General features: G+C 38.7%; 20 protein-coding genes and 1 riboswitch. Of the genes, 14 read left to right on the forward strand and 6 right to left on the reverse strand.

What is annotated here, in order from left to right; genetic code table 11:
• Positions 1-108: 108 nt before the first annotated feature.
• The 12 genes from I2484_RS18460 to I2484_RS18515 all read left to right on the forward strand — a co-directional run bounded on the left by I2484_RS18460 (position 109) and on the right by I2484_RS18515 (position 13,649).
• Positions 109-1,647, forward strand: a complete 1,539-nt coding sequence (locus I2484_RS18460; protein ID WP_207152534.1) for a hypothetical protein — start codon at positions 109-111, stop codon at positions 1,645-1,647.
• Between the two features lie 328 nt (positions 1,648-1,975).
• Positions 1,976-3,562, forward strand: a complete 1,587-nt coding sequence (locus I2484_RS18465) for an ATP-binding protein (RefSeq protein ID WP_255551580.1) — start codon at positions 1,976-1,978, stop codon at positions 3,560-3,562.
• The gene (locus tag I2484_RS18470; RefSeq protein ID WP_207152535.1) at positions 3,555-4,223 is read left to right on the forward strand and encodes a response regulator; all 669 of its coding nucleotides are present in this window, start codon (positions 3,555-3,557) and stop codon (positions 4,221-4,223) included. The genes I2484_RS18465 and I2484_RS18470 overlap by 8 nt, the downstream gene beginning before the upstream one ends.
• Positions 4,224-4,330: 107 nt before the next feature.
• A complete protein-coding gene (locus I2484_RS18475) occupies positions 4,331-5,383 on the forward strand; it encodes a DctP family TRAP transporter solute-binding subunit (RefSeq protein WP_346014217.1) in 1,053 nt (350 codons plus the stop codon).
• A gap of 77 nt (positions 5,384-5,460) precedes the next feature.
• Positions 5,461-6,495, forward strand: a complete 1,035-nt coding sequence (locus tag I2484_RS18480; RefSeq protein WP_207152536.1) for a DctP family TRAP transporter solute-binding subunit — start codon at positions 5,461-5,463, stop codon at positions 6,493-6,495.
• 103 nt (positions 6,496-6,598) lie between these two features.
• Positions 6,599-7,096 (forward strand): TRAP transporter small permease, encoded by a 498-nt coding sequence (locus I2484_RS18485; RefSeq protein WP_207152537.1) that lies wholly within the window; start codon positions 6,599-6,601, stop codon positions 7,094-7,096.
• Positions 7,077-8,348 (forward strand): TRAP transporter large permease, encoded by a 1,272-nt coding sequence (locus I2484_RS18490; protein ID WP_207152538.1) that lies wholly within the window; start codon positions 7,077-7,079, stop codon positions 8,346-8,348. Before I2484_RS18485 ends, I2484_RS18490 begins: the two co-directional genes overlap by 20 nt.
• Positions 8,349-8,352: 4 nt before the next feature.
• The gene (locus I2484_RS18495; RefSeq protein ID WP_255551583.1) at positions 8,353-9,543 is read left to right on the forward strand and encodes an MFS transporter; all 1,191 of its coding nucleotides are present in this window, start codon (positions 8,353-8,355) and stop codon (positions 9,541-9,543) included.
• 306 nt (positions 9,544-9,849) lie between these two features.
• Positions 9,850-9,952, forward strand: a riboswitch (TPP riboswitch).
• 393 nt (positions 9,953-10,345) lie between these two features.
• Entirely contained in the window at positions 10,346-11,614 is a 1,269-nt protein-coding gene (locus I2484_RS18500) for an acetylornithine deacetylase (RefSeq protein WP_207152539.1), read from the forward strand.
• A gap of 235 nt (positions 11,615-11,849) precedes the next feature.
• A complete protein-coding gene (locus tag I2484_RS18505; RefSeq protein ID WP_207152540.1) occupies positions 11,850-12,605 on the forward strand; it encodes an NRDE family protein in 756 nt (251 codons plus the stop codon).
• Between the two features lie 58 nt (positions 12,606-12,663).
• Positions 12,664-13,080 (forward strand): DUF948 domain-containing protein, encoded by a 417-nt coding sequence (locus tag I2484_RS18510; RefSeq protein ID WP_207152541.1) that lies wholly within the window; start codon positions 12,664-12,666, stop codon positions 13,078-13,080.
• Between the two features lie 26 nt (positions 13,081-13,106).
• Positions 13,107-13,649: a DUF948 domain-containing protein gene (locus I2484_RS18515; RefSeq protein ID WP_207152542.1), complete on the forward strand. Its 543-nt coding sequence runs from the start codon at positions 13,107-13,109 to the stop codon at positions 13,647-13,649.
• 41 nt (positions 13,650-13,690) lie between these two features.
• On the opposite strand, the gene I2484_RS18520 is transcribed toward I2484_RS18515, so the two are convergent.
• The 5 genes from I2484_RS18520 to I2484_RS18540 all read right to left on the reverse strand — a co-directional run bounded on the left by I2484_RS18520 (position 13,691) and on the right by I2484_RS18540 (position 18,686).
• Complete coding sequence (locus I2484_RS18520; protein ID WP_207152543.1) at positions 13,691-14,143, reverse strand: DUF948 domain-containing protein; 453 nt, start codon at positions 14,141-14,143, stop codon at positions 13,691-13,693.
• 11 nt (positions 14,144-14,154) lie between these two features.
• Positions 14,155-14,577 carry a DUF948 domain-containing protein gene (locus tag I2484_RS18525; RefSeq protein WP_207152544.1) on the reverse strand — a complete coding sequence of 141 codons (423 nt, stop codon included), beginning with the start codon at positions 14,575-14,577 and terminating at the stop codon, positions 14,155-14,157.
• Between the two features lie 254 nt (positions 14,578-14,831).
• Positions 14,832-16,808, reverse strand: a complete 1,977-nt coding sequence (locus I2484_RS18530; protein WP_207152545.1) for a methyl-accepting chemotaxis protein — start codon at positions 16,806-16,808, stop codon at positions 14,832-14,834.
• 542 nt (positions 16,809-17,350) lie between these two features.
• Positions 17,351-17,968 (reverse strand): YIP1 family protein, encoded by a 618-nt coding sequence (locus tag I2484_RS18535; RefSeq protein ID WP_207152546.1) that lies wholly within the window; start codon positions 17,966-17,968, stop codon positions 17,351-17,353.
• Between the two features lie 205 nt (positions 17,969-18,173).
• A complete protein-coding gene (locus I2484_RS18540; RefSeq protein ID WP_207152553.1) occupies positions 18,174-18,686 on the reverse strand; it encodes a hypothetical protein in 513 nt (170 codons plus the stop codon).
• A gap of 2 nt (positions 18,687-18,688) precedes the next feature.
• On the opposite strand from I2484_RS18540, the gene I2484_RS18545 reads away from it, so the two are divergent.
• Together I2484_RS18545 and I2484_RS18550 are read left to right on the forward strand one after the other, a co-directional pair.
• The gene (locus I2484_RS18545) at positions 18,689-18,886 is read left to right on the forward strand and encodes a ferritin family protein (protein ID WP_255551586.1); all 198 of its coding nucleotides are present in this window, start codon (positions 18,689-18,691) and stop codon (positions 18,884-18,886) included.
• Positions 18,886-19,203, forward strand: coding sequence for a spore coat protein (locus tag I2484_RS18550; protein WP_207152548.1), 318 nt, complete (start codon positions 18,886-18,888; stop codon positions 19,201-19,203). The genes I2484_RS18545 and I2484_RS18550 overlap by 1 nt, the downstream gene beginning before the upstream one ends.
• A gap of 132 nt (positions 19,204-19,335) precedes the next feature.
• Here the strand turns inward: I2484_RS18550 and I2484_RS18555 are convergent, their stop codons facing one another.
• Entirely contained in the window at positions 19,336-20,796 is a 1,461-nt protein-coding gene (locus I2484_RS18555) for an IS1182 family transposase (protein ID WP_207152549.1), read from the reverse strand.
• Positions 20,797-21,002 lie beyond the last annotated feature (206 nt).

The raw sequence follows: 21,002 nt of genomic DNA on the forward strand, positions 1-21,002 counted from the left end.
GACTGATAGTGGTTTTCTATCAGGCTTATCACGGGAGGCATCCCCAAGCGCCAAGCGTTGTTGGTAGAATTTTTTACATCAACATAGATACCTAAGTAGTTACGTTTAATGAAGGTATCATTTGATGCAAATCCGATTTATATAAGATCGACAGAGAACATCCTTTTCAGGAATCATACGAGAATCGATAACTCATTTTCACGAGATAATATTTACACATATGACATCGGTGAAGAAGGTGCGACCATTGAGTTAACAGTTCGCTCATTTGATAATGGCGATTACTTCTTATTTTCGAAAATCAATAATCCTGCTGAATCTGCAGTAACGGTAGATGTTATTCAAAAGGAAAATGAAGTAGCTTCATTCGAACTAAACCGTTATGACAAATATAAGATTAAACGTAATGATAAAGATGTTTTCGGCAGTGATACAACATCCTATCCGACCGGCTTACTGCATTTAGTAAAGCAAGATGGGTCCGTGAAAGAGCGAATGGTCGGACAGTCTTATTTATCAAAACAATTGTCAGTAGAGTATGAGAATGATGGCTACAGCTACATGCGTCAATTGTTCGGCGAAAAAGAGGCGTTATCCTACGCTCAGGTTGGAACGACCTTACTGTCCGTGCATACGTTAAATTCAAAAGGCAACGATATTGTAGATCAGTGGTATATGAATGCGGATGACCAACTATTTGAAAATGATGAAAATATGGAAAGCTGGATGCAGGAGTCAGCTGAGTATTACAAAAAACGTAATAATTGGTACACGGCGGGCGGTCCATACAATAAAATGGCGACAACGACAGAACCAATGCCTGATACAGGACAAGGTTATGGACGAAACTTACTTTTATTAAAAGAAGACCGTGCGCTAGTTTTATATAATGAGCAAGAAGATCGTTATTTTGAGAACTTAATTTATAACTCGTTTGTAAACTTGAAGAATTTCAAGGGGGACAAAGATTATTGGGAAACTGAAGTTACGAGCACGTATTTGAAAGATTTATATGACATAACTGCTCCATTCATTGATACGCGTTTTAATGAACAAATTGCATTGTTCTACTATAATAGTGGCGATGACTTTGGAATCGACAATGCGAAAGAACCGTTGCGCAATTATGCCGACTTACTTGTTTCGCAGAAAAGTAAAGGGAACTTCATTCCTGTGAATGACACGTCTTACTACATTTCCGATTACTTCCCGATTGCACAGCAAGTAACGACACATGCCTCTATGAATCATGTGTTGGGCGGTATGAATATTTTGCTCATGGCTTATAATGAGTTTGATGATCAGAAGTATTTAGATACAGCGCGGGCTATTCAAACAGCGGTTGCAACGGATAAAGAAGATTGGCTTCGTGATAGCGGTGATATTTGGTACCGTATTTCTCCAATGCACGACTATAAAGGCGATGATTACAAGCATCTGACATTAGAGGATTTAATAAATTCATACAAACTTTGGGAAGATATTGATCCGACGTATTTACCCTTACTAGAAAAAATGATTGCTTCCAAAGCATCGTTTTTATCGAATGAAGAGTTAGGTTTTACAACTAAGATAAAGAATGGTTTACGTGATATTGGCTTATCACAATATCTTCCTGACGGGGAAGAACGAACGGATGCACTATAACTAATTGAGACTTCCGGTTTGTCTTAAAGCTGCGTAATTATTGAATTGGTGTAATAATGAAATATAATTTAAACATAAAACGTCTTCCATCAAAGCAATTTGTTGGAGGACGTTTTTTATATGAATTACAGAGTTATACTTCTGAAAAATTATTCAACAGCTATTGAATAAAAAGTAATAATAATTGTATAATTATAGCGCAATTCAGAAATCCGCTCTTTACTTATAGGCAAATTTCAGCTACTATTCACCATGCAGGTGCTCTTTTTTTAATAGAACATCAAGCTGTAGTCTCCCGTTTTAACAAAGGGTAAAGGAACGAGATGAAATGGAAATTATGAGTAGAATATCTTTGCGAATGAAAATGTTCATTTTTTCATTCATTTTAGTTGTTGTGTCGGTCGTAATTAGTGGCTCAATTATGATTCATAATATATCAATTGCTTTTGAAAAAGAACTAGGAGCAAGGGCGATTGCCATCGCACGAACTGTTGCACAATTACCAGAAGTAAAAGGTTATGTGGGAGAAAATGATGGTTCCATTATCATTCAGCCAATTGTGGAAAGGGTCCGTTTAGCAACGGATGTTGACTATATCGTTGTTTTTGATATGGAGAGGGTCCGTTATTCTCACCCCTCTGAAAGTAAGATTGGAACGGTTTTCGAAGGAGGAGATGAAAAAGCTTCACTAGCTGAACATGAATACTTATCCAAAGCTGAAGGTGTATTGGGATATGCTATTCGTGCTTTTGTGCCGATAATGAATGAAGAAGGGGTAAATCAAGTTGGCGTCGTAACCGTCGGTATTCTGTCTCCAACTATTCAAAGTTTGATTATCGAATATCGCAGTGATATGCTTTTATCTTTGTTTTGGGGGCTGTTCACGGGTTTGATTGGTTCCTTTTTTATCGCAAATCATCTAAAAAAACAGACCTTTAATCTTGAGCCCTACGAAATTGCTCGTTTGGTCGAAGAACGTTCAAGTATGATGCAAGCGATGGATATAGGAGTTATCGCAATCGATGCGCAAGCGAAGATTACTTTCATGAATCGTTTAGCGAAGCAATATACCAATTTCCATGGTGATTCCATCCTGTTAAATGAGCTATTTCCGGATAGTTGGTTGGCCAATGAACTCCATGATGGTAACGAAGTTATTTATCGACCCTTGCTTTGTCACGGTACCATGTATCTTGTGCGGATTTATCCGATAAAAGTTCAAGATCGTTTTGCAGGTTCTCTTATGATGATGACTGATCGAAAAGAAGCGCATATTCTTGCGGAGGAGTTGACGGGAATAAAGACTCTTGTTGATACGCTGCGGGCACAAAATCATGAGTATATGAACAAATTACATAGTATTGCGGGATTAATACAGTTAAATCGGACAGAAGATGCATTGAACATGATTATCGATGAAATATCTGATGAACAGGATGTCATTCAGTTTTTAAAAGATTCCATTTCCGATTACTCTGTTTTAGGGTTGCTGTTGGGGAAAAGATCCCGTGCTAAGGAATTGGGTGTCACTTTAACCATTGATGCAAACTCATTTTTATCAGAAATAATGAATGGATTTTCGAGTGGTGACATGGTGACAATTTTGGGGAATTTGCTTGATAATGCCATGGAGGCTTGTTTAATACTGGAAGAAAGAACTGTCAACCTTTTTTTGCAGGGAGATATTAACTCATTATTCATTGAAGTTCAAGATAATGGGGACGGATTCCAGGAACAGCCGGAGAAAATATTTGAGTATGGCTACAGTACAAAAGGAAAGGAAGGAAGAGGAATAGGATTAGCGCTGGTTAAGCAGATTATTGAGTCAAACAAGGGTGAAATTTATGTCGACTCTCAATCTGATTCAAAAAAAACTATGACTGTAAAAGCGGGGAAGGTAAAAAGAAATGACTGAGATTTCCGTGTTTATTGTTGAAGATGATCCAATGGTATTAGATGTCAATAAAGAGTTTTTGAAAAAGATGACTGGATACTTTCTTATCGGCGAGTCAGCGAATGGGAAAGATGCTTTAAGGCAAATTAAAAATTTGAACCCTAATCTTGTGCTACTTGATATGTATTTGCCAGATATTTCGGGACTCGAGATATTGTCGGAAATTAGATCAGGTAGACATCCGAGTGATGTGATTATGATTACAGCGGCTCGGGACTCCACTACAATTCAGGAAGTAATGCGCTTGGGTGCAGTCGACTATATGGTAAAACCTTTTAGATTTGAACGTTTTCAAAAATCTCTTCAAGATTATTACAAAATGGCGAAAAAAATAAACGGCTTAGAACAATTGAGGCAGGAAGACATTGATGAATGGCTGGGCAATACCGGAAAAGGGGTGGAGCTGCCAAAAGGGTTGAATGAAATGACAATGAAGCAAATTCACCTTAGGTTAGTGGATGAAGAGGGCCCTGTGACAGCGGAGCAATTAGCGAAAAACGTCGGGATGGCAAGAGTAACAGTTAGAAAGTATTTAGATTTTCTTGCGGAGAAAGAAAAAGTTCATATTGAGATGAAATATGGGAATGTCGGTAGACCAACCAAGTATTATTCATTGAAATAACCTGAAACCAAAAAGACCAAAATGTCCAATATACTCTTTATATTGAATTATTAGAAAAATGACTTAAAGTTAAGTTGTCGGAATGTTAATTGTTTTGGAGGAATGAAGTGTATATAACTAGCACTAACAAACTGATGTCATCTTTTTTTATCGGAGTGTTCGTTCTACTTAGCTTATTTGGCTGTCAGTCTACTACTTTACCTGTAGATTATGAGCAACTAAGTAAAGAAGAACGTATTGTAATTCGTTTCTCCCATGTGGTTGGAGAAGATACTCCAAAGGGGCTGGCGGCTCGTAAGTTTGCCCAGTTGGTAAAAGAGCGCAGTAAAGGGTATGTAGAGGTCCAGGTTTTTCCAAATGGATTTTTATATAAAGACGGAGAAGAAATGGAAGCGCTTTTAAAAGGGGACATTCAAATGATCGCCCCTGCAACATCAAAAGTGACTTCACTTGTTCCAGAATGGTCTGTAATCGATCTGCCTTTTGCATTCAATACATATGAAGAAGTGCATGATTATATGGCCGGGCCAATCGGGAAAGACCTTATTTCAAAATTGGATAGCGAAGAACTTTTAATGTTAGCTATGTGGGATAACGGTTTCAAGCAAATAAGTAATCGTGACCATCCAATTAATAGTCCAGATGATCTCCAAAATTTAAAGATTAGAATTATGCCGAGTGAAATTATTTCTAAACAATTTTCCATACTGGGGGCAATCCCTAAAATGATTGATTTTAATATTGTATTTCAACAACTGGAAAAAAGGGATATTGATGGGCAGGAAAATACCCTATCCAACATAACGAGTAAAAATCTGCATTCGCTACAAGATTATTTGACTGTTAGCAACCATGGTTATTTGGGCTACTTGCTATTAATGAACAAACAGTTTTGGGGCGAACTTCCGGCAGAAGTACAAGAATTAATCGTGGAAACATTAGTCGAAGTGAATGAATGGGAATGGGAAACAGCTCGTAAGTTAGATGCAGAGAAGTTGGAGGAGTTGGAAAGTTGCCAATGCATCGAAATTTATCAACTTACGCCTGAAGAACAGCAAATATGGGGAGATGCTTTTAAACCGGTTTATGATTATTATATAGAACGGTTTGGAGCTGAGTATATAGATTCACTTCCGAAATTCCGAAAAGATTCACCTTAAGCATCGAAATAAGGGTGACTTTAGGAAATAGTTGATAATTAAGAGAGAAAAACTCAAACAGTAGGGGGAAAAGAAAAATGAAAAAACTGCTTATGATTAGTATTATCGGTTTGATCGCACTTGTTGCAGCAGCGTGTTCTGGGGGAAGTACTGGTGAATCTGATGGAGAAAAGCCGATAAAAGATGATAAGCCGATTATTATCAAGTTTTCACACGTTACATCAATTGATAGTGTAAAAGGTCAAGCAGCTAATCGTTTTGCTGAGTTAGTTGAAGAAAAAACAGGCGGCAAAGCAAAAGTTGAAGTATATCCATCCTCTCAATTATATGGGGATAACGATGAATTAGATGCACTCGTTTCTGGTAATGTTCAAATGATTGCTCCATCGGTAACAAAAATGGTTAAATTAGATCCACGTTGGCAGTATGTAGACATGCCATTCTTATTTGAAAATCAAGAGCACGCACAGAAGTTTTTCGTAAGTGATGTAGCAAAGACTTTGTTGAACAGTGATAAATTAGCGAGCAATGATATTATGGGCTTAGTATTTTGGGAAAATGGATTCAAACATTTTACAAACAATAAACATCCGTTACAAAAACCTGAAGATTTTAAAGGACTAAAATTCCGTGCACAGGCAGGTAAAGTGTTGGAATCACAGTTCCAATCACTTGGTGCTGGAAGTGCGACAATTTCCTTTGGTGAAACGTACGCTGCTCTGCAACAAGGAACAGTTGATGGACAAGAAAATACGTACAATAATATTGACACACAAAAATACCAAGAAGTACAAAAATATATGACGCTTAGTGAGCATGGACGCTTGGACTATGGGGTTTTTGTTAACAAACCATTCTGGGAAAAGATGCCGGATGATATCCGCGGACAAGTAGAAGAAGCACTTAAAGAAGCAACAGAGCTCGAATGGAAACTTGCAGATGAGGAAAATGCAAAAAGTCTAGAAAACATCAAGAACTCCGGAAAAGTTGAAGTTCTTGATTTGACTGACGAAGAGCGTGCTGCTATCGCAGAAGCTTTACAACCTGTATATGATGAATTTGGTGATACAATCACTCCTGAATTGATTGAAGGTATTCGAAGTCTGAAGTAAGTAATCACGGGTGTCGATCTGCTAACTTGATCGACACCCGTGTATTTTTACAAGTCGAGTTCAAGGGTTTCATACTAAACAAAGGGAAGAAGGGGTGCAGTAAATGAAAAACTTGAAAAAGTTTTGGGGCCTATTTGAAGAAGTTTCTGCAGGTACGTTCTTTTTTACGGGAATTTCCCTCATATTTTATGGTGTCATCATGCGTTATATCTTTAACGAACCAAAAGCTTGGGTTGAAGAAGTCGTTCGATACACAATAATTTGGGGAGTGTTTTTAGGATTCTCTGTTGCATTAAAATACAATCACCATATCCAAGTCGATATTCTTTACGACAAGCTTTCCAAAGGGTGGAAAAAAGTTGTTGATCTTTTTTCGACTTCTGTATGTATTTTATTTTGTGTTCTTTATACATATTACGGTGCTGTTCTAGTCGATAGTCGTTTTCATTCAGGAATGGTTTCTTTAGACGTTGGAATTCCGATGTGGATTATTTATTTGATATTGCCGATTTCTGGAACCCTATTCTTATTGCGCTTTATAGAGAGACTAGTCAACTTGGTACGAGGAAAGGACGAACAATATGATAATCCTATTGCTTAGTATATTTTTTATATTGCTAGTTCTAAGAGTGCCGATTGCAATCAGTCTCGCTTTATCAACAATGGTAGTTTTGGTGCAAATTGATTTTAATATGACCATGGTTCCTCAGAGAATATTTACAGCGCTGGATTCATTTCCAATGATGGCAATTCCAGGATTCGTTCTTGCGGGTGTATTACTGGCTCGTGGAGGAATTTCCAAGTACTTGATTGAAGCATTAAAAACATGGGTTGGACATTTACCTGGAGGCTTATCTGTTGTTACAATCCTTGCTTGTATGATTTTTGCGGCTATTTCTGGTTCTAGTCCAGCTACTGCTGCAGCAATCGGTTCAATTATGATTCCGGCAATGGTTAAAGCTGGCTACGATAAAAAGTACTCAATGGGACTTGTAGCTGCGGGCGGTACACTAGGGATTCTTATCCCGCCGAGTATCCCTTTAATCATCTATGGAATTACAGCAGAAGTATCAATCGGAAAACTTTTTATGGCGGGAGTTATCCCAGGTGTTCTACTCACTGGCGTTTTAATAGCTTCAGCTATTTTTTACGCGAAGAGAAAGGGATATGGGAAAGGAGAAAAAGCAACTTGGATAGAACGGAGAAAAAGCTCGCTTAAAGCAATATGGGGCGCTTTTTTACCAATCCTTATTCTTGGAAGTATATATAGTGGAGTAGTTACGCCAACTGAGTCCGCAGTCATCGCTGTATTTTATGGCATTATTGTTTCCGTATTTATTTATCGGGAACTTCACTGGAAAGATGTTAGACCGATTATTGTGGAATCTATTAATATAACTGCAATGATTTTCCTGATTATTGGAGCGGCGAGTCTATTTGGACTCTATTTGACAAATGCACAGATCCCACAAGAAATAGGTGCATGGATAGCTGAAAGTAATGTTAATAAATGGACGTTCATAATTATTGTTAATATTTTATTCTTCTTCATGGGTATGTTCTTGGAAGCAGTTTCAATTATCCTAATTACTTTGCCTATTTTATTACCTATGCTAATTCATTTTGATATTAATTTACTTCACTTTGCAATCATCATGACAATTAATATGGAGTTGGGAATGATCACACCACCAGTAGGCCTTAACCTGTTTGTCGTGAGTGGCATCTCTAAAGAAAAACTTGGTGCGGTTGTGAAAGGCGTCATTCCTTTTATCATATTAATGATTCTTGTACTTATTATCGTCATCATATTCCCGCAACTTTCACTCTGGCTTCCAGAGCAAATGGAGTAGTAGATTGACTGAAACATTGCCTTACACAGGATACACAATAAAGGATTTTCGGTTTTGGAGAATTGTACTAAGCTTGGGACTTGGCTCGATGTTCATATTTGCTGCAATGTACTCGGTGCAACCTCTACTGCCGTTGTTTACGGAAGAATTTAATATATCAGTTTCATATGCAAGCATGTCGTTATCAATGACGACAGTAGGACTAATTATTGGACTGATAATACTTGGTTTCTTCTCAGATCGAAACGGCCGAGTGATTTATATTAAACTTTCACTAATTGGTTCAGTCGTTCCGTTCTTACTTATGCCGCTTACTGATTCATTTCTTATAATCGTGATTCTTAGGCTTATCCAAGGCTTCGCTTTTGCTGGTGTTCCGGCCGCGGCGCTGGCATATATAAGTGAGGAAATTCATAAGCAGTTTATAGGTGTTGCAATGGCACTTTATATTTCATGCAATGCCCTGGGTGGGATGATGGGCCGGGTGTTGACGGGTTATGTAACGGAACGTCTTTCTTGGGAAGCTGCATTTTATATTCTTGCAGCTGCAGGGGTGATTATTTTCAGCATAGTGTTGCTTGTGCTTCCAAAATCACGTAATTTTAATCCGAGTATATCTAGCTTTTCAAAAGATATTGAGGGTTTTTTGTACCATTTGAAAAGCCCTTCTCTATTACTGGTATTTGGTCTAGGAATCATTTTGCAACTATCATTTACGGGGATATGGACATATTTACCGTTCCATTTAACCTCCCCACCTTTTTCACTTTCACTCGAAACTGTTTCCTATACATTTTTCGCGTATGGTCTTGGCGTAATAGGTTCACCGCTTGCAGGTTGGTTTGCAGGTAAGTATGGACTGCGTAAAATTAGAATTGTGGGCGTGTTCATCTTATCATTCGGAATAATGCTGTCGATGAGTGCGTCAGTAGTTGCAATTGTTGTCGGGCTTTGCATAGCATGTCTTGGCTTTTTCACAGCTCATTCACTGACGGCAACCTCTGTCAGTAGTCAAGCGACGCATCACAAAGGAAGCGCTTCTAGCTTGTATCTAGTTTCCTATTATATCGGTGTAGCGGCAGGCAGTACATTACTTGGTCCGTTATGGGAAGCGGCCGGTTGGAATGGACTTGTGTTGTTCACGGCTATTCTGCCAGTGGTCTATATATCTTTGATAACAATTAAATTAAAATGACAACAAATTAGATGGAATATAGGAAGGGGAGGAACCTATGTAAAGGTTCTGTGCTTCCTTATTTTGTATTTCGATGAATATGGAAGAGTGCAATAATTGAAATTTAATATGTTAGGTTATTACGTAAATTCCTTTTTGAAAGATGTTGTGTTATTGCCAGATACCTTTTTTAGGATTGTTCATTAATTTAAGTTGGAACACCTATAAAAAAGGTCTACAAACTAGTGCAATGGAACTTTTATATTAGTTCAGTTAAATTTCGTTTTGTAGGGGCTTAGTGTATTATTAAGTTTATTAAATTAAATAGCTATCTGCTAGGGGAGCCGATTAGGCTGAGACACATCAAGTATGTAAACCCTTCGAACCTGATCTAGTTCATTCTAGCGTAGGGAAGCAGCTGAAACCCTACAATCAATGTCTTTATATGCGTAGAAAACAGCCGCCTTCCGATCATGGAAAGCGGCTGTTTTCTGTTCCAATGTAGATATGTTGAACAAATGAATTTCCTATAATGAACTGAGCGAAGGAAGGGGGAGCAGAAGCAGAAGCCCTAAGAAGAGGCGGCGCAGCTGCTTGGAGTAGGGCGGGAGGCATCTCCTAGCGCAGTAGCGAATTCAATGGAATTCTTTATTTCAACATATATATATTCGGCACTACATATTTAGAATTAACAAGGTGGTATACCTTACCCATATAACGAACAAATCTAGCGAAGAAGCGGTGTTAGAAGAACAATCTATTTGTTAAGTGCGGCTCTATAGATTCACTTACCAAAAATATGGATAGGGGATGGATGATTAAAATGGAAAATAGAATTAGTAACCTAGTTGATGAACGTCAAGAGGAATTATTGCAATTGCTGGCGGATCTCGTCCGTTTTCCGACAGTTAGTCCACCGGCAAGAAATACAGCAGGCGTGCAAGGGTATATTCAAGACTTTTTAAAACAAGAAAAATTTGAAACGGTTAGTTGGGATGTATTTCCTGGCGATCCGAACGTGGTAGGCATTAAAAAGGGGACAGATGGAAACCTGTATAACAGCTTACTCATTAATGGTCATATTGACGTTGCGGAAGTGGGGGATGAAACGGAGTGGACTGTGCCTGTCTTTGAACTAACGAAAAAAGATGGCAATGCATATGGAAGAGGAACATCTGATATGAAAGGTGCGGTGGCGGCGACTTTATTAGCTGTGAAATTACTAAAAGAACTGGGTGTTGAACTTAAAGGCGATTTGCAAATCCAAACGGTCATTGGGGAGGAAGCAGGAGAAGCTGGAACGCTTTCGTGTATGGAAAAAGGCTATACGGCAGACTTCGCACTTGTAGTAGATGGCAGTGATCGTCAAATTCATGGTCAAGGTGGTGTGATAACCGGCTGGATAACGATTAAAAGTAAGGAAGTTTTCCATGATGCTATGAGAATGAGTATGCTTCATGCAGGCGGTTCCGTTAAAGGGGCTAGTGCAATCGAGAAGATGATGAAGGTTATTGCTGGGCTGCAAGAATTAGAGCGTCACTGGGCTGTGACAAAACAATATCCGGGTTTTACACCTGGTACCACTACTATTAATCCGGCAGTTATAGAAGGAGGAAGGCATGCGGCTTTTGTGGCGGATGAATGTCGGCTTTGGATCACCGTTCACTTCTATCCAAATGAAACCTATCAATCTGTAATAAATGAAATCGAAGAACATTTGAACCATGTTGCAAAAGCGGATCCGTGGTTAAGAGACAATCCCATTCACTATCGCTGGGGAGGAAAATCGATGATTGAAGAACGCGGAGAAATTTTCCCAGCACTTGAAATGAATGCGGACCATGCAGCTGTTCAACTTCTTGCGCAATGTCATGAAAAAACCGAAAATAGTCCTGTAATTATCGGTATGTCTAGATCAGTGACAGACGCAGGATGGCTAGGGGCAGCAGGAATTCCAACTGTTATTTACGGTCCTGGAAAGTTGGAAGAAGCACATTCAGTTGATGAAAAGATTAGTATTGAGGAGTTAACGACATTCACCAAGACGCTTATGATATTTATCATTGAATGGTGTAATATGAAGAAACAGTGAATAGGACTGAATGCCGACATATGCTAATCAAATGTCCGGTAGTTCACGACGAATAACAAAGGAGATAGTTATGTGAAACGAATCGTAATCGATATGGATGAAGTCATATCGCAATTTAGTGCTAAATGTCCAGAGTTACTCAATGAAAAGGCTTTTTGAAAATTATGGTCTACTTCATTGTCATGAAACTGTTTATTGTTTCAATGTATACTAGATGCTAAAAGGACGTGACAATATGTGTCTGATTAATTTTCATTACGATGACCATCCGACCTACAAGCTGATTGTTGCCGCGAACCGAGATGAGTTTTACGAACGTCCGACAGCTTCCGCAGAATATTGGACGGATCAGCCAAATATATTGGCAGGACGTGATTTAGTGCATATGGGAACTTGGTTTGGTGTAACTAAATTAGGCAGATTTGCAGCAGTGACGAACTATCGAAATCCGAGAGAAGTTAGTGTCGACAAAAAAACACGGGGTGATATCGTCACAGATTTCTTAGCTGGAAACGTGTCACCTAAAGTTTTTCTTGAAAAGTTGAAAGAGAGAAAAGATGATTATGCTGGATTCAATATTCTCGTTGGTGACGTTGACTCCTTATTCTATTTTTCCAATAAACAAGCAGAAATATTGGAAGTATCTGCAGGGACACATGGTTTGAGTAATCAATTGCTGAACACTGCTTGGCCGAAAGTGGTGCAGGGAAGAACTAAACTTCGTGATTATGTAATGGCAAACGCTATCATTGATACGGATGTTCTGTTTGACATCATTTCTGACACTGAAGTCGTGTCAGATCCGCTATTGCCGAATACGGGGGTGGGCTTGGACCTCGAACGGCAGCTGTCACCGCTCTTCATCAAAATGCCTACCTACGGAACCCGTTCGTCTACTGCTTTGCTAGTAGGTCATGACCAAAGCATTACTTTCGTCGAGCGTACTTTTATAAACGGAGAATTTGCGGATGAAAGGAAATTTTTCATCTGATCTGTTATATGTGCATTGCTTATGTCGTGTAAAATGAGTCGAAAGGAGCTGTTGGTAAATGGCTTTTATACATATTAGTGTATTTATCGTAGCAATCGCGTTTGCGCTTGTTTCAGTATACTTCGCGAAATTGCTTCTACGCGTGTCAGGTATCCTTGGAACTGTTGGAAAGACTGTCAGCAAGCTTGAAGATAAGCTAGATAAGACGGTTATTGAATTGGAACGGACGATTACTGAGACAAAAGCTACGGCAACAGATATTGAAGGAAAGTCACTGGCATTAAATAGTGTTTTTTATACCGTCAAGCATGTTGGGGATTCAGCCTCGCAATTGAGTGAAGAATTGGCTTTACGAACTGAGCGCTATGCGCAAAATTCTTCACTATCGGGGATAAAACCATTTGTACGTATCATCCAGTTTTCCGAATTCGCTGCAAGCCTATTAACTTCTTGGCAACGTGGAAAACGTGCTTGATTGAAAAAATGAAATGAGGGATGGATATGGATCTGATGGGAATCGGCGTATTGTTAATTGGTCTTGCATTTTTGCTACTTGCCATTTATCTAGCTCGCGTCTTGAATAATGTTGCTTCTATATTAAATGGTGTTGATAAGACAATTGAACAACTACCAACTCAATTGGACAGCATTCTAAAGGAGACGGGGGACTTAATCCAAAACAGCAATAATACACTTGCTGATGTCAATGAAAAACTTGGAACGTTAACGCCTTTGTTCCATATCGTTGGAGATGTTGGTGAGTCTACAAGGATATTGTCATCATCACTTGTCGATTTGACTGCTTCTGCTAAGAAGAAAATGAGCGAAGTGGACGAGGACAAGCAGGATAAGCGATTGGGCGGTTTATATGGCACCGCGGCCCTCGGATTCTATGCGATGAGCAAAAACAGAGGGGCTAAAAAACAGTCAGGTGTAACTCTTGGGAAAAACTTGTACAGTGAAGGTGAGAAACGTAAATTTGCTATTGATAAGATGAGAGAAGAAGCAAAAGATGCTGCTAGTAACGGGAAATCTCCAAATTGAAAAAATCGTGTGAAGGGATTAAAATTCCCTCCGCACGATTTTTATTTATTTAATTTAGTTTTAGGCATTGTATCTGAGATTTCTTGTCTCTTCTGGAAAAGGAAGAACAGGAATGACAGAAGACCAAAGAGTCCTTCATACTTTTTGCTTGTCACAAATTCTTTTGCACCAACAGTTTGTTGTTTTAAGGTAGCTGTTTTAACGAGAACGGCGGATGTGAACTTTTCTGCTTCTTTTCCTGCATCTCCGATAACGTGAAATAGTGGACTAATTTCACGTACTTGCCCATTGACGTTACCTAGCGTTGCGTTGCTTGATTGCAGCACGGTTGAGGCTTGGCTTGATACATCGTCCAATACCTCTGGCAGGCGGTCTGTTGTCTGTTGAAGACTATCAAGAAGAGACGCTAACTTGTTAATTGGTTTCAATAAGATAATGACGAGTATCGCAAATACGATTCCGATGATGAGTACACCAATACCTAACCAATCCAAATTGAATCACCTCATTTATTTTTCTGCTTTTCCTTTTGAAAACGGTAATAAACCCGCGCCGCAGTTTCAGTTAGAACAGTCGCTTTATCCATTAAATCACGATATTTCTCAGGAGGAGTAGCAACTTCATCTGAAATCGCAAGAATCGATTTGTTTATATGCTCTGTGGAGTTTCCAAGATTTTTTGCAGAGGTGGATAAGCTATTCAATGCTTGTAGTTTATTTTCTGCATCATCGGCAATTCGGTTCGTTTTTTCCATTAATTGCACGGATTGTTCAGTGATGCCTGTAAGCTTTGTCTCGACTCGCTTCAGTGTTTCCGAAACTTCTCCTATGGTCTGTTTTGCGCTTTTCAATGTGATGATAACAAAAATAACAATAAGCAATAAGGATAAGGACGCAATGAGGGCACTTACATATAAAAGAATTTCCATTAAGACTTCATCTCCATTTTTGGCTAGTAAATTATCTACATCTCTTTTCTATCACTATACAGTCCTCGCTAGACACTTTCAACAGTTTGGATAGCAATTGGAATGCAGTTGAACAGGATGTTTCGAACCGTCAATTTAAATACACAGTGAGTAGATTCGAATACGCTAGATCGTATAAAAAGATAAAAGCTCAACTTTCTCTATTCACACAAGAGAAAGTTAAGCTTCTAATTGATGATAAAATCTAAGGTCTATTAATATTTAAACTTGGAAATCAATTCTTTTAATTCGTCTGCCATATAGGATAATGATTCGGCTGATGAAGAAATCTCCTCCATCGAAGCTAGCTGCTCCTCTGAAGATGCGGCTACTTCTTGGGAAGCCGCTGCATTTCCTTGCGCGCTGCTTGCAATTTCATTTGTCGTGATAGTGACCCCTTGAACAGCGGTAGATACCCGTTGAGCAGTGGCCGAGACATCTTCCATTTGAGGTGTGATTTCTTTCATGCTGTGAATAATTTGATTGAACTTCTCGATGGCTTCATTTGATACATCTACGCCTTCTTGTACATTTTCCGTAATACGTTCCATGATTTCGACGGAGTTCTCTGTATCTACTTGAATGCCTTCCACGATTTCACGGATTTCTTTTGCAGAGTTCTGAGATTGTTCTGCAAGTTTGCGAACTTCATCAGCTACAACAGCAAATCCCTTACCGTGTTCACCAGCTCTTGCAGCTTCAATAGCCGCATTCAAAGCAAGGAGGTTTGTTTGTCCGGCAATATCTGTAATTACATCCAAAATCGAACGCACTTCCTTAGATCGCTCATGCAATGATTTGGTGATTGTATTTGATTCAATAACAGATTTATGGATCGATGTCATTTGATTAACTGTATCTATAACCGCTTGACCACCTATTTCAGCTTCTGTCGTTGCACGATAGGAAAGTTCAGAAGCCATTGTAGAACTTTCTGCAATTTGTGTGACATCAATAGTTATTGCCGATAATGCTTGTGCCGTGAATTCTACACCGTCTGTTTGCATCTCAGCACTATGTGCAACTTCTTGAATGGAAGTTGCTACTTGTTCTGTAGCGTCGCTTGTTTGTTCAGCACTTGCGGATAACTCTTCAGCGGAGGAAGCTACTAATTCAGCACTCTTTTCAACGTTTTTAATTAATGTTCTGAGACTTTCCTGCATGTCGTTAAATGCTTGTCCTAAATGTCCTATTTCATCGTTAGTTTGTACATCGATATATTGTGTTAAGTCGCCTTGGCTTATTGTAATCGCTTTTTCTTTTAGGACTTTGATTGGATTAATGATGGAGTTAATAATAAAGTAAACAGCTACTGCCCCTATAATAATTGCGAGTAAGATAATCAAGGCAGTTTTTTGTAGAATCGGTAAGGCAGCAGCATTTATCTCTGAGGTGGCAATAGATCCTGCAAGCTTCCAACCGGTTAACTCATTGGTTACAAAAGCCGTTAATCTATCTTCACTATCGAACTTAGCGTCAAACTGTCCGGTTTCTTGTGCAAAAAAATTATCGGCTAAGTCAATATTTACTTCGTTTCCTGCTGCTTCGGTAGGGTGTGAAATATATCTTTTGTTTTTGTCTACTAGAACGGCATATCCTGATTTACCTATTTTTACTTGATTGGTTACTTTTTGTAAATGGTTTAGGTTGATATCAACTGCTGCAACTCCAGAGCCATCTTTTGTTACTTGAGAGAGGGTAACAACCATTTCATTTGTACTAGCTGAGATATAAGGTTCTGAAATTATTACTTCACCTTTATTGTCCATTGCCTCTATATACCAAGGTCTTTTTCTAGGATCGTAATCCGCAGGAATCCCTACATCAGGTTCTTGTATAAATAAACCTTTGTCTGTACCTATATAAATGATTTCGGCTTCCGGATGTAACTCTCCGTACTGGGCGAATTTCCCACGTAGTTCAGGGCTGCTATCTCCCTGGTATAGCCTTGATGTTATATTTGTAGAAAAAGTATTTATATCATGTATTTTCAATTGCATAGTATTGTCAATCGTTGTATTTAATAAGTTGATATTTTCAGTGAAACCTGCCAATATCTCAGATTTAACCGCATCTTTGGCCGACATATAAGCGAGTGCTCCAATAATTATTGCAGGAATAATTAACACGATTGCAAAAGATGTAAGTAATTTCGTTTTAATGTTTCGCAGGCCCATTAAGATTTTTTTCATCCAGCTAACCTCTTTCTCTATTCTTCTGTTTTAAGTCTTTGGAAATGGGGGAAATAGTGCTTGGTTACTTAGGCAGCTACGTGGAAATATGTAGAACTAAGGAATCAGATTTACCCATTAACTATTAGCTTACTACTAAACTAAAGAATTGAACATGTCATAATATTCTATAGGATAGGAACAATTATTTAAGAATAATGAGGGGGGGGAGTCGAAGCGTAATCTTATACCGAAACTAGAGGGATATTAAGGGCTGAATATAAGTTGAGAATTCAATAGCACCAAAGAGAAATTAAGTTTACTATTGATTTTTCTAGTTGAAATTAATGCAATTCATCTAGAAAAATATAGGATTATTTATTCGTTTAGAAAAGTAATAAAGATTTAATGTAATCGAATTTAGTAGAATAATAGCGTTTTTTGGTGAAAAACATAGAAGTTTGTCGTTAAATCTGAAGTTTTTTAAAAGGTAGACAACCTCTGAATTAAATATGAAAAAGCCATTCGTAGCAGAATGGCTTTTTCATTCTCTTCAATGATAACTAAATGCTAGGAAGAAGAATTGAAAATATGGACCCAAGGATAATGATTGAAATAACGACTATAAAACACATAAATAACAATAGAGTGCCAAATCCGCGCCATGCAGAGAAGTTGTGAACAATTCCAATTGCCTTACTTTCGACAGTTAGTCCGAAGATAGAAATCGCCAACATAATCCATGTTTGAAAGAAGAAAAAGCCTACAGACATATTTGTACCTAATGAGCCGGTCGGTGTAGCGAAAAGCTGCTGTCCGTAGAGGGAAATTGCGATGAATCCTATAGGCGCTGTCCAAATTATAGGTATAGCACTGGCTCCGGACGCAAGGCCCATTTTACGCATTGTTCCTGTTCCGCCTAATAATTTACCAATCCACGTATACGCAACTATGATAATTCCCCAGCCGGCAAGCCCTGAAAGTAAGCTGGAAAAAAGAATGACAACGAGTGTTGTTAATAATGACAAACCGTTAAATAAGCCTAAGTCTGCAAATGCCATAATGCTATTGATAAGCGAGGAAATGGAAATCAGCATAAATGAATACATCATTGATTTATGATCGACAATATATCGAATTGTGTTAGTCGGCTGTGTCCAAATCGAAAATAACGGATTCATTCTTAAATTACTCCTTTCCATCATAATGCGTACCATGCAGAATTGAATTGTTTGATGTTTACATACATTGAGTGGGTTCAATTAAGGTCAGATTCCGATACCAATTCCCCTTACTTATATTATATGAGACGTAAACCGGAGCGTGTTCCTGTTTAGCAACAATCTATATAAATGGTACCAGGACCTGATTCGATTCTGAATTGACTCATTCATAGCCGGGTATTTTTACTTCAGACGGTATAATATATGAAGCAAGATTCATACTAAAGGTAAATTGTTTGAAGGGAGCTAAGAAGTGTGGAGTCTGCGCAATCACAACAACAGCTTCAACAACTAAAAAAACTGCAAATCCAACTTCAACAACTCGAACTGCAGATACAGATCCAACAGCAAGAACAAGAAGAACAACAACAACAACAACAACAACAACAACAACAACAGATGCAACAGCCACAACAACCAGAGCAACCACAGCAACAACAACAGATGCACCAACCAGAGCAACCACAGCAACCACAGCAACAACAGCAACAACAGATGGACCAACCAGAGCAACCAGAGCAACCACAGCAACCACAGCAACAACAACAGATGCACCAACCAGAACAACCACAGCAACAACAACAAATGCAACAGGCAGGACAACCACAGCCAGAACAACCGAAGCCAGAACAACCGAAGCAAGAACAACAGAAGATACTTTATTTTGAGCCCCCAAGGATGGTGTCAACTTCAGATATCGGCTATTTGCAAAATATGCTAACTTCGAATTTGCTAGCAGTGAAGCAGTATCGACAAGCCACCCAAAACTGCCAACTGCCTGATTTGAAGCGGCAATTTGAAGAAGCAGGGAAAATGCACTTGACGCACTATGATAATTTGCTAACTATCCTTAATGAAAACGGGGGTAATGTGTAATGACTTCTTCCAAAAAGATTCAAAATCCTAAAACACAGCTTTCAAAAAAGTCCACGGTTAATGATTCTGATCTGTTAAGCGCAGCATTAGCGACGGAAAAAAACATGTGTAACTCCTACGCAATTGCTATGCCTGAAGCGAGCAATACAAAGTTCTACTCATTACTATTTGATATGATGAAAGAAACATCGCAGCAACATCGGAAATTGTATGATCTACAATTTCAACATGGCTGGTGCTCGCTAACACCTGCTGAATCTAGTGAAGTTACAGCCCTTCATCAGGAGTATACCGAGTACAAACAACAACTAAAATAACCAACAAACACCACTCAGTCGAAGAGGCCGCTGAAAAACTTACGTTTTTAAATCCCGTAAGTGAGACTAAATTAAAAAAGACGCTATTCCGTTCGATATTGAACGAAATAGCGTCTTTTCCTTTCGTATTCCTTACTCTGATTCCTTCATAAGCGTCCTAATCCGTTTGAGATTGACCGCAAATATAGCCATTGCTCCTTGTAGCTGCATACCAAATAGACCCGCGGATGTGGCTACATCGTACCCGTGTCTATGTTTCAACTCACTATTCTTCGCTTCAATTTTATAGCGTGATTTCGCTTTTTCTTTAAACTCATCACTATTTTGAAACGCCTCTTGATCCTTATGTTCAGTCGATTTAATCGTTACGGAATAGGTTTTACTTTTCGCGCCATCCTTATAACAACCTTCACGAAACGGACAGGCTTGACACTTTTTAATATCAAAATAATAGATATCCCGTTGGTTCTTCCCTACATTCTTCTTCCCTTGACGTGCTTTTCGAATTGCCATAAGGCCTGCTTTACACACATACATCCCCGCGTCTTTATTAAACTCAAATTCATCTTCTTTCGCACGACCACCTTGTGTGATTTGCGGATTTAATTTCGATACTAATTGAAGCTTTTTTTCTTTCGCGTAGTGAATATTATTTTTTTCAGAGTAAGCCGTATCCCCAAGAACTGTTTCAATTTCCATGCCCGTAGCTTGGCTTTTTTCAATTAACTCTTGCAGATACTTCCCATCACTTTGTTCACCAGTCGTCACGATTGCCGCTGTAATAATCCGTTCATCATTCATCGCAATATGCGTTTTATAGCCAAAGAAAGAAGAGTCTTCTGTTTTATGACCGACACGTGCATCTGGATCCGCTGAGTAATCAAGCTGCTCTGTATAGTCTTCTACAACTTCCTTCAATATATTTAACTTCTCCCTGACCGCTGGAATATTGACAAGATGGGCTTCTTTCTCTATCGTTAAAATGATTTTTTCACAATAAGCTAATTCATCTTTTACTTCGTTAGAAGTTGTTTTAGCTGGGAACTTTTCTTTCATGGATTCATCGATTTTATATACAGATTTACGTACGTTTTTCGATTTCTCCATTAAAAACTCTATCGGTGCCTTTGGGTTATAACGTGATTTAGTATGTGTAGCGTCGACGATGATGGTTTTACTAGTGATTATTTTTTTGTCCAATGCAATTTCTACCGTTTTTTGAATCAGCAAATCTAATAAACCTACATCCTGAAGACGAAGTCTGCGGAACTTCGTTAAGGAACTAGGGTCAATCACCGAGTCTTCAGGTGCCATATCAAGAAAATATTTAAACGACATATCGTATTTAGAACGTTCCACGACATCGATATCCGATAGCTCAAAGATCGCTTTCAATAATAAATATTTGAACATACGAATCGGCGACACTGCATTGCGGCCGTTATCGAGACAATACTTATTTTTTAATTCTTCGTACACAAAAGTAAAATCAACAAGGTCATTGATTTGACGGAGCTGATTATCTTTGGGCACAACTATATCGTAAATCGCCATAAATGGGCTGAGGTTTAATGTTTCTTGATTTGAAATCATCGGGACACCGCCTAGAATTAGTCCCTTCATTATACAACAATAAAACGAGTCATTCCTCGATTTCATCGTGGAATGGCTCGTTTTCGTTGTCCTCATTACTTTTTTTAGTGACATAGTAAAATACGAAAGTAGATCCAGCGAAGGCGCCTTACAGCGGTAGCCGAAGCCATAAGACTGGCAGTGGTTTTCTGCCTGGCTTATGGCGG

Source organism: Sporosarcina sp. E16_8 (assembly GCF_017347095.1).
GTDB lineage: Bacteria > Bacillota > Bacilli > Bacillales_A > Planococcaceae > Sporosarcina.